Here is a 13,987-nt window from a genome sequence, read left to right on the forward strand (position 1 = left end):
AATTAACTTTGCAAGGCATGATGCAGGAATTGCTGACCGGAAAGACGCGGCTGATACAATCGAAGCCCAGCTTGTCTACAAACGATAGGAAGGAGCGTGTCCATGAGCAATGAGGTATTTTCGTGCGGTAGCCGCTGGTTAAAAGCGGATTTTTATCTGCATACCCGCGCCGACAAGGAGTTTACCTATCAAGGGGAAGAGAATGGTTATGTGAACGATTATGTCGCTGCGTTGGTCGGCGCGGGCATTCAGTTGGGCGTGATTAGCAATCACAATAAATTCGATCTGCAAGAATTTAAATGCCTGAGAAGAAAGGCACACAAGGCTGGTGTTGGTTTGTTGCCCGGCGTTGAGTTATCGGTAAAAGACGGTCAGGCCGGCGTGCATACTTTGGTGGTGTTCTCGGATGAGTGGATCTGCAACAAAGAACAAACAAACTACATCCAAAGTTTTCTAAATGTTATGTTTGCGGGACAGGCCAATTTTGAGCAGGAAAACGCCCGCTCGAATCACGATATTTTGGAAACTATTCGAGAATTGGATAAGTTTCACAAAGACTATTTTTTGATTTTCGCGCATGTGGAAGCGCCCAATGGCTTATGGGGCAGTTTGGGACCTGGCCGTATTCAGGAGTTGTTCGAAAACGAAACTGTACGGCGCAGGGTGATCGGTTTTCAAAAAGTGCGTACCCATGATGAGCGGCTAAAAATACAGCAGGCATTGGGTGATCGATATCCCGCCGAAGTTGAAGGATGCGATGCCAAGCAGTTAGCCGATATGGCGGCCAGAAAAGAAGCCTGCTACCTGAAGCTGGGCGCATTCAGTTTTGAGGCGGTCAAGTTTGCCTTGTGCGATTATGACAACCGGGTCCGTAAAGAACCGCCAAGCTACAAGCATTCGCATATCACGAAAATTCGTTTTGAAGGTGCCGGTGCGCTGGGCGGCACTGAAATTTGCCTATCGCCGGAACTCAATACCCTGATTGGCATTCGCGGCAGCGGTAAGTCATCGGTTTTGGAAGGTATTCGTTACGCGCTTAATATTCCGTTTGGCGATAAAGCGTCGGACGTGGAATACAAAGAAGGCCTGGTTAAGCACCTTCTGCGCAGTGGCGGCAAGATCACCATTGATGCGGTTGACCGGCGCGGCCAGCGTTATCAAATACGCCGGATTTTGGGAGAACGCCCCGATGTTTATGTCAATGAGCAGCTTCAGCCGGGCGTGTCGATTCGCGAAACGGTTTTGCACAAACCGATTTATTTCGGGCAGAAAGACCTTTCCAGCACCGGAGCCGGATTTGAAAAAGATTTGATCGAAAAACTGGTCGGCGAGGCATTGGTTCCTGTCAGGCGAAAAATCGAAGCCGGGCGTATAGCTGTACTTGATGCCATTGGTCAGATCAAGCGCCTCAAACGCGCATCAGAGCAAAAGCAAGAATGGGTGCAGAAAAAGCAGGATGCCGAATTCAAGCTGAAGTTTTATCAACAGAATGGTGTTGAAGAAAAACTGCAAAAGCAGATTGATTTTGATCGCGATGAACGTAAAGCCAGCCAAGTGATTCAGGAGACGCAGAATTACTTGGATCAACTGGTTGGTTTTATCGCGACCTTTGAGGACGAATTAAAAAATCAAGTCTTATATACGTCATCCAATAATCAGGCTTTTTTCGATGACTTCTTTGCGACGTTTAAACAAGTGTTGCAAGGTTTTGACACTATCAAACAGGTTGCAGCCCAAGGACAACCGTTACTCTTTTCACTGCAACATAAGCTTGGACTGTTTAAGCAGCAAAAGCAGGCTCTGAAGGAGGAGTTTGCGGAAATTGAACGTAAACTCGCCGGCGAGTTGAAACAAGCCGGCGCGCAGGCAATCAGCCCACAAGAGTTTCGCCAATTAAAAACGCTGCTGGACCAAGCCGATCAAATGTTGGTTGTACTGGATAAGAGCGAACAGCAATATGCCGATTTAAAAAAATCGCTGGAAGGGGAATTGGCTAAATTAAATGACCTTTGGCTCGAAGAATATCGTACGATTGAACGGGTCTTGGCGGGCATTAACCGAGCCGATTCCCCTTTGAAGATTGTGCCTCAGTTCAAGGCGAATAAGGATGCCATGCGCAAACACATGCAGGACCTGTTTCGCGGTAGCCGTATCAGAGAGGCGACTTTGCAAGGGTTAATCGATCAGTACAGCGACTTTGGCGCGATGTGGCGCGATTGGACACATGTTGCTCAGCAGCTAGGCGGCTCTTTTGAAACGTTTTCGCAATACTTTGATGACAATATTGAAGCGCTTTTAACTTGGCAGGTGCCGAATGTTTTTACCATTGAATATCACGGTAAGGCTTTAGCGCATCATTCTTTAGGTCAGCGAGCATCAGCCCTGATGCTGTTTGTCTTGAGCCAGCGAGACAATGATGTCGTCATTATCGATCAGCCTGAAGATGATCTGGATAACCAAACTATTTATGACGATGTGATTAAGCTAATTCGTGCGCTTAAGCCAGAGGCTCAATTTATCTTCGCTACCCATAATGCCAATATTCCTGTTTTGGGCGATGCCGAACAGGTGATCGCGTGCCGGTATTTGGATGAGCAGATTTCCACTGTCAGCGGCAGTATTGATTGCGCCGACATTCAAAAGAGTATCGTCGGCATTATGGAAGGCGGCGCCGAAGCCTTCGAGAGACGCAAACAGGTATACGAAGCATGGAAACCGAAGAATTATTAAGCATCATCGCTAACGGCGAGGACAGCAAACATCAGTTTAAGGCTGATTTTACAAACGCAAACGCTGTGGCTGCGGAAATGGTCGCCTTTAGCAATTCAAAGGGCGGCGTTTTAGTAATCGGCGTTAATGATGATGGGAGTGTTACCGGGTTGAATAGTGCTGATATGGCAAGACTCAATCAGTTGATATCAAATGCGGCAAGCCAGTCAGTACGTCCTCCCATTAATCCCATTACTGAAAATATAGCCTTGCCTGGCGGTATGGTGATGGTTGTTACGATTGACCAGGGCATCAGTAAGCCATACATGGATAATCAGGGCTTTATTTGGGTAAAAAGCGGTTCTGATAAAAGAAAAGTAACCGCCCGGGAAGAATTGCAGCGCATATACCAAGAAGCCGCTTTAGTGCATGCTGACGAAATACCTGTCCCAAATACATCTGTAGCGGATCTCGATATGGAGTTCTTTGAGTCGTTTTTTGAACAATTTGTCGGTGAACCTTTAGCAGAACAAGAGATTTCGTTGGCGCAGCTCATGGAAAACATGAACTTGATGAAGGCCGGTCGGTTGAATCTTAGTGGTACGCTGTTATTTGCTAAAAGACCGGAGCTTCGTTTGCCTGTGTTTATTGTTAAAGCGGTGGCATTTCCTGGACAGGATATCGCAGACACTGCTTATATCGATAGCCAAGATATTAAGGGCAAGCTGTCTGATGTTTTCCAAAAAACATTGAGTTTTGTGCTGGGCAATATTCATCACCTACAGAATGAACAGGATGTTAATTCGTTAGGCGAACCTGAAATACCAAGAATTGTACTAGAGGAGCTAATAGCAAACGCACTGATCCATAGAGACTATTTTATCTCAGCGCCAGTAAAAGTATTGGTATTTTCTGATCGTGTGGAAATTACGAGTCCTGGCCATTTGCCCAATAATTTGACTATCGAAAATATCAAGCTGGGCAACTCTAATGTAAGGAATCCTATTCTTGCCTCTTTTGCACCGCGCGTTTTGCCGTACCGGGGGCTGGGTAGCGGAATTTTGCGCGCTATTAAGGCATACCCGGATATTGATTTTATCGATGATCGCGAAGGTAATGTTTTTAAAGCCGTAATACGGCGCAAAGTGATCTAAAAGGAGTCAATAAATGGCAATGGTAGGCCAGCGCGAACGCGCTACACAAAATCGTATCGTCGAATTTTTTCAGAAAGAGCTGGGCTACCGCTATCTGGGCGATTGGCAAGATCGCGAAGGCAACAAAAATATCGAGACCGGTTTGCTGACTGATTGGCTGAAAAAACGTGGCATCAGTGATGCGCTGATCAGCCGCGCCATTCGCCAGTTGGATGCGGCGGCCGCGCTTGGCGAAGGCAAGAAACTTTATTACGCCAACAAAGACGTTTACCGTTTGTTGCGCTATGGCGTGAAAGACAAGGAAGGCGCCGGAGAGCAGAATCAGACCGTGTGGCTGATCGATTGGAAATACCCTGAAGCCAACGATTTTGCCATTGCCGAAGAGGTTTCCATCAAGGGCGAAAGTAAAAAGCGCCCCGATATTGTTTTGTACGTCAACGGTATCGCGCTGGGCATACTGGAGCTGAAGCGCTCTTCGGTGGCGGTATCGGAGGGCATTCGGCAAAACCTGGATAACCAGAAGAAAGATTTCATCCGTAACTTCTTCGCCACGATGCAACTGGTCATGGCCGGTAACGATACGCAAGGATTACGTTACGGCACCATTGAAACCCCTGAAAAGTATTATCTTGAATGGAAGGAAGATGTTGGTCATTCTCATGACCACAGGCTGGATTTCCATTTAAGTCGCCTCTGCAACAAGCATCGATTCTTGCAGATCATTCACGACTTTATCGTGTTTGATGCTGGCATGAAAAAAACTTGCCGCCATAACCAGTTTTTCGGTATTGAAGCTGCCAAGCGACACGTGGCGCGCCGCGAAGGCGGCATCATCTGGCACACTCAGGGCTCCGGCAAAAGCTTGACCATGGTCTGGCTGGCAAAGTGGATTCGGGAGAACGTTAAAGATAGCCGGGTCCTGATCGTTACCGACCGTACCGAACTGGATGAGCAGATCGAAAAAGTTTTTACCGGCGTCGAAGAAGAAATCTACCGCACTAAAAGCGGCGCCGATCTGGTCGCTACTTTGAACCAGCCCAATCCTTGGCTGGTGTGTTCCTTGGTACATAAATTCGGACGACAATCCGATAGCGATGACGATGCCGCGACCGATGCCTTCATTGACGAGTTAAAGAAGTCGTTACCCAAGGATTTTAAAGTCAAAGGCGATTTATTTGTGTTTGTCGATGAATGCCATCGCACCCAATCAGGCAAGCTGCATGAGGCGATGAAATCGATTCTGCCCGAGGCGATGTTTATCGGTTTTACCGGTACGCCGCTGATGAAAAAGGACAAGAAAAAGTCAGTGGAGGTGTTTGGCCCGTATATCCATACCTATAAATTCGATGAGGCCGTGGCCGATGGCGTGGTGCTGGATTTGCGTTACGAGGCAAGGGATATCGACCAGCATATCACTTCACAGAAAAAGGTGGATGAGTGGTTTGAGGCCAAGACGCGGGGTCTATCGCGTCTTGCCAAAACCCAGCTTAAGCAGAAATGGGGCACCATGCAGAAAGTGCTCTCCAGCAAGTCGCGCTTGCAGCAGATCGTCAACGACATCTTGTTAGACATGGAGATCAAGCCTCGCCTGATGGATGGTTATGGCAATGCCATGTTAGTGTGCTCCAGCGTTTACCAAGCTTGTAAAGCTTATGAGATGTTCAGCCAGACGGATTTGGCGGGCAAGGTCGCCATTGTGACCAGTTTTCAGCCAACCGCGACCAGCATCAAAGGCGAGGAAACCGGTGAGGGACTGACCGAGAAATTATTCAAATACGACATTTACCGCAAGATGCTGGCTGATTACTTTGAGCAGTCGGAAGATGAAGCGGCCCGCCGTGTTGAGGAGTTTGAAAAAGCCGTTAAAAAGCGCTTTATCAAAGAACCGGGACAGATGCGCCTGCTGATTGTGGTGGATAAGTTGCTGACCGGCTTCGATGCGCCTTCGGCAACCTATCTCTATATTGATAGACAAATGGCCGATCACAATCTGTTTCAGGCTATTTGCCGGGTGAATCGCCTGGACGGTGATGATAAAGAGTATGGCTACATCATCGACTACAAGGATTTGTTCCGTTCGTTGGACAAAGCCATTACCGACTATACCCAAGAAGCATTTGATGGGTACGACAAAGAAGATGTTGCCGGATTGCTGAAAAACCGGCTGGAACAAGCCCGCCTTGATTTGGAAAATGCGTTGGAAATGGTGCGTGCCCTGTGTGAGCCGGTTAAAGCGCCGCGCAATACCGAAGACTATATTCATTACTTCTGCGGTGAATCTGGGTCTAATCAGGATGAGCTCAGCGAAAAAGAAGCGTTACGTCTATCACTGTATCAGAACGTCGCCAAGCTGCTGCGAGCCTTTGCCAATATCGCTAACGAAATGCCGGATGCAGGATTTTCTGTAGAGGATGCCGAGAAGATTCGATTGGAAGTCGCTCATTATGAAAAAGTGCGCAACGAGGTAAAACTGGCCAGCGGGGATTTGGTGGATATGAAGCGCTTTGAGCCCGCCATGCGCCACCTGTTGGATATGTATATCCGTGCCGACGACAGTGAACAACTGATGGACTTTGAGGAGCTTGGCCTTATCGAGCTCATTGTCGAAAAAGGCATTGAGGCGACAGAATCTCTGCCCGAGGGTATCCGCAAGAATCAGGACGCGATGGCGGAAACCATCGAAAATAACGTACGCAAGACCATAGTGGATGAAAACCCGGTCAACCCCAAGTATTACGAGCAGATGTCGGTGTTGTTGGATGAGTTAATCGAGTTACGTCGGCAAAAAGCCATTGAATACCAGGAGTATCTTGAGCGGATTCGTGCACTTTCCAAGAAGGTGATTCGGCCGGAACAGACGGCTTCCAATTATCCGCCGTCTATGGATACAGGTGCGAAACGGGCATTTTACGACAACTTTGGTAGTGACGAAGTGTTGGCGGTGAAAATCGATAGCGCTATTCGCTATACTAAAAAAGCCGACTGGGTGGGGGATCGCTTTAAAGAGCGGGAGATCGCTAATGCTGTGCGCGAGGAAACCAAAGGCTACGAGGTAGATATTCAAAGCGTTATGGAACTCGCTAAAGCCCAGAAGGAATACCGTTGATGCCAACGCTTCAGATTGGCGCAATCACGATACAGATTAATCGAAAAGCGATTAAGAACCTGCATATCAGCGTATTGCCGCCAGATGGCAAGGTGCGTGTGTCTGCACCTGAGTCTATGACGGATACAGCAATACGTATGGCTGTTGTCAGTCGTATTCCTTGGATTAAAAAGCAGCAAAGCGATTTTGCCAATCAACCTAGACAGTCCGATCGCGAGATGGTGAGTGGAGAATGTCATTACCTTTGGGGGAAACGCCATCGTTTAAATGTTGTTGAGCGAGTTGGGTGTCATGAGGTAAAAGTCGCACGCGGCAAAATTAATCTATATGTGAATCCGGGCACATCGGTCGAAAATAGAACGTTAGCGTTAACCGAGTTTTACCGTGCTGCTCTGAAAGCCCGTGTAGAAAAACTTATCAATGGCTGGCAAAGCACAATCGGCATCACCATAACAGCTTGGAGTGTTAAGAAGATGAAAACAAAATGGGGTAGCTGCAACACCCAGGCGAAGCGAATTTGGTTCAATCTTGAATTAGCCAAAAAGCCCCACGAGTGTTTGGAGTATATTTTGGTGCATGAGCTGGTTCATTTGCTTGAACGAAACCATAACGAGCGTTTTCGGGCCCACATGGACAGGTTTATGCCGAATTGGAGGGAGCGGCGAGAATTACTAAACAGGATGCCGCTAGCGCATAATACTTGGGCGTATTGAATAAAAAGTTTCAAACTCTATTGTATGTTTACAGCCGCCCGTTTATTTGACCATATTTACATCCCAAGCATCTTCCCTGTAACTGATACGGGGAAGATGAAGTTTTTTCCATGAATGGCAAGCCTATCATTCATGTCTTCCTGCGAACAGGGCGCCGAATTAACAGTTACTTGCAGGTCGGGTTAGCCTGTCGAGCATAGGGGACATAACCTGTCAGCTCAGCTGCTAACGATCAATTTGGCGCATCAGTTTTGCAGACTTCGCGCAGCCATCGCGATGTTTTTGAGTCAAATTGGACTTGATGCACGAGAACCTCTTGTCCCGGACGTTTAAGTAAGCAAAAATCCGCTGAGTAAGCATAAGTCTCGTATGGATGTTTTTCCATCGGCGCAATGATAGTTAGCCGATACACCTTGTCGGTAACTAGTGGTACGGCCGGCACCTTTGCTGGAAAAACATCGGTCGTTTGACCATAGGGTATGCATTGGTCCGGCGTGAATGGAGGCATTTTCTTAAAATCAACGAGCCACATTTTTTCGCCCTGCTCATCTATAACCTCTATCATTTCTAAATTCGCTTCTCCCGCACGGGTTTTTTCAGTGTTCGCAATGGAAAAGCAAGGAACATTGCCAATTTGTCGAACAATAGCCGGTCCATCTTCCTTTCTAATCGGAGTACATCCACTGATCTGCGTAAAGTGCATTGCCACGACTATTAGATAGCAACATAGTTTTTCTATTGACATATCTTAAGGTAGATTTTTACGGTTTAATGGATTGATCAGGAAGTCCTTCAATGTTCTTTCATACTCTTTGACCGAGTATGTAACCGGAGGATTTGAACTCAGCTTATTCCTGACAATACCTGGATTATTGAGAAACTTTAACGCAAAGTAGTCTGCCAAAATGTCACCTTGAGCTTCCATATTGTAGTCGCAGAGCTTCATCTGAGCGTCAAGAATGTAGCTATAGTCCAATCCTGGACGGAACGCGCCCCTAATCCTAACCCAATACCCCAGTTGATGCTGCCATACGTGGGTCATCTCATGCATAAACCAGCGTTTCCCCCGATCGCCAGAAGTTGAGAAGTCCTCTTCAAAATCGTCGGGGAGAAAATACATCTCCCCATTAGGCGTCACTGCAGTGTTGGCATCTTGCAGCCCAAAAGGAAAGTAGCCTTCGTTATGGACCCGAACTTTAGCGTAGCTGATCGAATCCTTAAAGATGTTTTTCGCCATTTGTATTTCTCCCGGGGTCAATCCTCGAGAGCCATTTTTCGGGGTAATGTACAGACTATTTTGGGAGGTGAGCCCAATCGGACCAAGTGACGGCGACTGATGAAGGATGAGAGTGCCTTCATCTATTACTGGCTTATTGGTTGATCCACCCAGAGGACCACTATTTCCTGTCATGTTATCTCCTGATAATTCTGTGTAAGTTAAGCGTATCTAGCGTTTGGCTTATACCAGTTTTCCCGTTCCCAAGCTCCAGTTTGGGAATTAAAGCGAGCTGCTTTGTGGGAATCGATAAAACAACCAGAAACCAAGTCAAAAGCAGAGTAACGCGAGTAGCTACGAACCAATAGAAATCATCGACTACTCTGCGATTGTTTAATAAGGTTGTAGAAAACTAAAAAAGCCTGAATATTTTTCAGTAGTTTATACAACTTTTTCATAATTTTTCTTGCCCGACTTTAATTAAACATGGTAACCCCCCGGCTATGCCGGGGGACTCTCAGAGGTTTGACCTATAAGGCGGTTACAACGATTCTCAGAAACTTGATCAATAGTTAAGAGAATCGAAATGAGAGAATATCAAAGTCTGAGCCATACAAAATGGAATTGCAAATATCATGTAGTGTTTATACCGAAGAGGAGACGGAAGCAGATATTCGGTGAATTACGTCGCCATTTAGGTGAAATATTTCATGAGCTGGCGAAGCAGAAGGGGTGTGAAATAGTAGAAGGGCATTTGATGGCTGACCACGTCCACATGTGCCTTAGCATACCGCCGAAATACGCAGTTTCCAATGTAGTAGGGTTCATCAAAGGAAAGAGTGCGATTTCAATTGCCAGGAATTTTCGAGGGAAAACAAAAAAACTTTACGGATGAGAACTTCTGGGCGAGAGGTTACTTTGTATCAACGGTTGGCCTTGATGAAGAGATGGTCCGAAATTACATCAAGGAGCAAGAGCGTGAAGAGGAACGCTACGAACAGTTAAGTCTTTGGAAAAATTGATCGCCTTTAGGCGATTCCTGAATTCGCCCCTTTGAGGGGCTAACAATAATAAGCCCCCGGCTTTGCCGGGGGTGATTTAACTTTGGGAACAGTAAATCGAGACAATGATTTTAATGATCAGGAATTAACTCGGAACAGGAGAAGTTTAATCATAGACATAATCAAGGAATAGGTTAATTGTTTGATGAAATCCTAATGTGTACAGCTGATACGGGAAAACTAAATATTTGTCAGTGAGAGCAGGATTTCTTCTTGTCTTCCATATACAAGAATACTAACTCTGCCGTTCAAACCTCAGCCCACATGCGCAACAGATTATGATAGCAACCGGTCAGGTTGACTGTCGGCGCGCTGTCGCCTTGCGTCTCGCGCAGTTCCAGTATGGCCATGTCCATTTCAAACAGCAGCCGCCGGCGTTCCGTTTCGCGCACCATGCTTTCCATCCAGAAGAACGAAGCCAGCCGAGCCCCGCGCGTGACCGGCTCGACGCGGTGCAGGCTGGAGCCAGGGTAGAGCACCATATCACCGGCGGCCAGTTTTACGGCATGTGAGCCGTAAGTGTCTTCGATGACCAGTTCGCCGCCGTCGTAGTCATCCGGATCGCTCAGAAACAACGTTGCCGACAGATCGGTGCGCACGCGCTCGCCGGTCGCGGCGCAGATGCGCACTGCGTTGTCGATATGATTGCCGAAGGCGTTGACGGCGCCTTCGTAGCGGTTAAACAACGGCGGGAAGATGCGCCTGGGCAGCGCCGCGGACAGGAACAGCGCGTTCCTGTTCAGGTGCTCCAGCACGATGGCGCGGAGCGCATCGCTCTCAGGCGTATCTTCCGGCAGTTGCCGGTTGTTTTTCACCTGGGCCGACTGCGTGCCGGCCGTAATGCGGCCATCGGCCCAGGGCGCGGCCTCCAGAATCGTGCGGCATTTCGTCAATGCCTCGGCAGTCAGTACGTCGGGTATATGGATCAGCATGAAGAATCTCCAGAGAATTCCTATTAACGATACGGTAAAGAATAACTTGCCTTTTTAAGGAATGTATTTGTGGGGGCGACTGCCAACAGTAGGCGCTCCAGGCGAAGTCGCCCCCACACAAGCTAAAGCGCCTGCCAGGCAAATCCTATGGCCAGGCTCAGGGAGCCCAATGCCAGCCCGACGGCGGCAAGCCGGCGGCCGTGCAGGCGGGTCCATAGCAGCGTGCCGGTCAGGCTCAGGACTATGAGTCCGCCGGCCAGGGTGTCGGCCAGCAAGACCCAGCCGACGCCCATGCCGGTGCCTTTATGTAGGTTGTTCAGCATCACCGGCAAATTGGCCTCGCTTTGCTTGACGCTGACGAAGGCATTGCCCTCCCAGTACTCGGCCTGTAGGGAGTGCTGCGGGCTGCGCACGGCAATCTGCCAGCTCGGCGGCTGCCGCACTTCATTGCCGTTCCAGATGACGGTTTTGCCGGGCTCTCGGCGTATTCGGGCGTGCCCGGTGTCGATAGCCAAAGTCTGCCCCAGCCAGATTGCCATGGCCTTGGGATTGGCGGGCCTTGGCTCGGGCAACGGAAGCTGGATTTCTTTTTGCTCCATCTTGCCGAGGGGGATTTTCATGATCTCGCGGTGATTCATCAGAATGCCGGTCAATCCGAATAATAAGCCCAACGCCGCGCCCCACAGGCCGATCCAGGCGTGCGGCGCAGCCATTTCAGGAAGGCCCCGCGCGATAGCCGCCGCGGCAAAAAAAGATAGCCGCTGCTGGGTTTATGGTTTCTGACGGCGGCGGGCGGCGGCAGGGCATCGGATGAGGCATGCATGTTTTTCTTCACCTTAAGTTGAGTTGTTTAATGGATATTTCTCCCACGGGGGCTCAAAAATTACACTGGGATGTCATTTTGTCCTTAGTATTTGAGCCGCACCGACAACTGCCCCGAGACCGGCACGCCGGGCAGGGCCGAGCGCGTCTGGCCGGATTCGTAGTACACCTTGTCGGTCAGGTTGAACACATTCAGCTGCACGTCGTAATGCTTCTGATGGTAGGCCAGCACGGCGTCGAGTCGCGCGTAGCCGGGCAGTTCGACTTCGTTGACGGTGTCGGTGTAGCGCTTCGTGGCGTAAAACACGCCGCCGCCGATCTCCCAGTTGTCGGTCAGATGGTAGCTGGTCCAGGCGACGCCGCTGTGCGCGGGCACGTTGACCGGCGTCATGCCCTGCAGCGACTTGGTCAGGCCGCTGACCGTGCCGACGGCGGTGCTGTTGGATTTCGTCACCTCGGCGTCGAGATAGGCGTAAGTCAAGGACACGTCCCAGCGCGGCAGGATTTCCCCGGCCAGGCCCAGCTCGAAGCCGTCGGTGCGCTGCTCGCCGGCCAGCACGGTCAGATTGGGATCGTTGGGGGCAGCCGTGCGGGCATTGGTTTTCTCCAGCCGGAACAGCGCGGCGGTCGCGGACAGGCGGCCATCGAACAGGTCGAACTTGCCGCCGATCTCGAAATTGCGGTTTTTCTCGGGCGGCAGGTTGGCCGTCGCGGCGCTGAGGCTGTAGCTTTCGGCCGACGGGTTGAAGGACGTGCCGTAGCTGAAGTAATAGGACTGGTTTTCGGTCGGCTGCCAGACAATGCCGCCGCGCGGGCTCCACTGGCGGTCGGTGCGGCTGAGGTCGTTGGCGTCGTTGAGCAGGTCGTCCTGTTCCGCCTCGAACACGTCGTAGCGCGCGCCGGCCAGCAGCTTCCATTGCGGCGACAGTTCGAACTGGTCCAGCACGTAGCCCGCGTAAGTCTGGGTTTGCGTGATGCGGTTGGTGGCGAGCGTGCCGCTGAAATCATTGGCCCGCCCCGCGCCCACCGTCGGCGTCAGCACCGGGTTGAAGAGGGAGACGGGGGCCACCCCGCTCGAGTTTTTCGACTTGAAGTCATAATCCTCCCAGCCGAATTCGGCGCCGAACATCAGCGTGTTGTTGAAGCCGAACAGCGGTTTTTTGTAGACGAAGTCGGTCTGGTTGTAGATGTTTTCCTGTGTGTTCCGGCGCAGCGACTGGGTGCGCGCGACCGTGGAGTCCAGGCCATTGTCGGTAACCGCGCCGAACAGATGCGTGCGGTACTGGCGCTCGTAGCCGCCGTAGCGCACGGTGTTTTTCACCGAGAAATCCGAGTTGAAGCGGTGCGTCAGCGCGACCGTGCCGACGTTGACGTCGGTTTTCTGCAGGCGGTCGTCCTTGAAGCCGTAGAAGGTTTCGATGGGCGTGCCGGCTGGTTTGCCCTGGTATATCGGCACGCCGTAGTCGAACACGCTGTTCTCTTCCTGGTGCAGCAGATTCAGGGACAAATCGGTGTCCGGTGTGAGCCTGGCCATGAACGACGGCGCGATGCTCCAGCGGTCGGTGTAGTTGTAGTTGCGGAAGGAGCCCGCGTCCTGGTAGAGCACGTTGAGCCGGGCCGAGAGGTTCTTATAGGCGGTTTCGGCATCGAGCGTGGAGCGCTTGAAGTCGTACAGGCCGTAGGTGAACTCGCCCGTAGCATGGGTGCCGCCGGTCGGCTTCTTGGTCACCTGGTTGATCACGCCGCCGGTGGCGCCGCGCCCGAACAGGATGGAGGACGCGCCTTTCAGCACTTCGGCCCGGTCGATGAAGAACGTGTCGCGCGCATACTGGCCGTTTTCCTTGGCGCCGTCGAGGTAGGTGTCGGAGTTGGCCGAGAAGCCGCGCAGGGTGATCGAGTCGCCGGTGCGCCCGCCCTCGCCGGCGGCGATGGTCAGGCCGCTGACGTTCTTGAGCGCATCGCGCAGGTTGAAGGCGTTCTGCGATTCGATCAGTTCCTTCTTGACCACGCTGACCGACTGCGGGATGTCGCGAATCGCCATCTCGGTCTTGCTGCCCGTGGTCGAGGTGTCGGCCTTGTAGCCGCCGTCTTGTTGATCGCGGGCCGCCTTGACCTTGACGGCCGGCAGTTTGATTGCCTTGTCCGCGCCGGCGCGCGTTTCAACGGCCGGCTCGGCGGCCACCGCCATGCCGTTCAGCGCCGCCCCCAGCGGCAATAGCGCGCCTAGGCGCCATTTGGCGCCGGACGTTGTCGTTTTTTTTAAGGACATGATTT

At 50.8% G+C, this 13,987-nt stretch carries 9 protein-coding genes and 1 pseudogene; 5 read left to right on the forward strand and 5 right to left on the reverse strand.

Annotated features, from left to right (window positions below):
• Positions 1-102 precede the first annotated feature (102 nt).
• From ACTNE6_RS00325 to ACTNE6_RS00340, 4 genes are read left to right on the forward strand one after another with little or no spacing between them, the layout of a single operon-like run.
• The gene (locus tag ACTNE6_RS00325) at positions 103-2,730 is read left to right on the forward strand and encodes a TrlF family AAA-like ATPase (protein WP_442498203.1); all 2,628 of its coding nucleotides are present in this window, start codon (positions 103-105) and stop codon (positions 2,728-2,730) included.
• Positions 2,709-3,863 carry an RNA-binding domain-containing protein gene (locus ACTNE6_RS00330; protein ID WP_442498204.1) on the forward strand — a complete coding sequence of 385 codons (1,155 nt, stop codon included), beginning with the start codon at positions 2,709-2,711 and terminating at the stop codon, positions 3,861-3,863. Before ACTNE6_RS00325 ends, ACTNE6_RS00330 begins: the two co-directional genes overlap by 22 nt.
• A gap of 13 nt (positions 3,864-3,876) precedes the next feature.
• A complete protein-coding gene (locus ACTNE6_RS00335; protein ID WP_442498205.1) occupies positions 3,877-6,969 on the forward strand; it encodes a type I restriction endonuclease subunit R in 3,093 nt (1,030 codons plus the stop codon).
• On the forward strand, positions 6,969-7,682 hold the full coding sequence (locus ACTNE6_RS00340) for a M48 family metallopeptidase (protein ID WP_442498206.1): 714 nt from the start codon (positions 6,969-6,971) through the stop codon (positions 7,680-7,682). The genes ACTNE6_RS00335 and ACTNE6_RS00340 overlap by 1 nt, the downstream gene beginning before the upstream one ends.
• A gap of 232 nt (positions 7,683-7,914) precedes the next feature.
• Here ACTNE6_RS00340 and ACTNE6_RS00345 read toward each other — a convergent pair whose 3' ends face one another.
• On the reverse strand, positions 7,915-8,385 hold the full coding sequence (locus ACTNE6_RS00345; protein WP_442498207.1) for a hypothetical protein: 471 nt from the start codon (positions 8,383-8,385) through the stop codon (positions 7,915-7,917).
• Positions 8,386-8,430: 45 nt separating this feature from the next.
• Positions 8,431-9,093, reverse strand: a complete 663-nt coding sequence (locus ACTNE6_RS00350; RefSeq protein WP_331819334.1) for a hypothetical protein — start codon at positions 9,091-9,093, stop codon at positions 8,431-8,433.
• 391 nt (positions 9,094-9,484) lie between these two features.
• Between ACTNE6_RS00350 and tnpA the strand changes: the two are divergent.
• Positions 9,485-9,920, forward strand: a pseudogene (gene tnpA, locus ACTNE6_RS00355) (IS200/IS605 family transposase).
• Between the two features lie 287 nt (positions 9,921-10,207).
• On the opposite strand, the gene ACTNE6_RS00360 reads toward tnpA, so the two are convergent.
• From ACTNE6_RS00360 to ACTNE6_RS00370, 3 genes are all read right to left on the reverse strand, one after another.
• Entirely contained in the window at positions 10,208-10,891 is a 684-nt protein-coding gene (locus ACTNE6_RS00360; RefSeq protein ID WP_442498208.1) for a Fe2+-dependent dioxygenase, read from the reverse strand.
• Positions 10,892-11,013: 122 nt separating this feature from the next.
• A complete protein-coding gene (locus ACTNE6_RS00365) occupies positions 11,014-11,604 on the reverse strand; it encodes a PepSY-associated TM helix domain-containing protein (protein ID WP_442498209.1) in 591 nt (196 codons plus the stop codon).
• Between the two features lie 194 nt (positions 11,605-11,798).
• Positions 11,799-13,982: a TonB-dependent receptor gene (locus ACTNE6_RS00370; RefSeq protein WP_442498210.1), complete on the reverse strand. Its 2,184-nt coding sequence runs from the start codon at positions 13,980-13,982 to the stop codon at positions 11,799-11,801.
• Positions 13,983-13,987: the final 5 nt, after the last annotated feature.

It is taken from the genome of Methylobacter sp. sgz302048 (assembly GCF_052162025.1).
In the GTDB taxonomy this organism is placed as follows: Bacteria; Pseudomonadota; Gammaproteobacteria; order Methylococcales; family Methylomonadaceae; genus Methylobacter.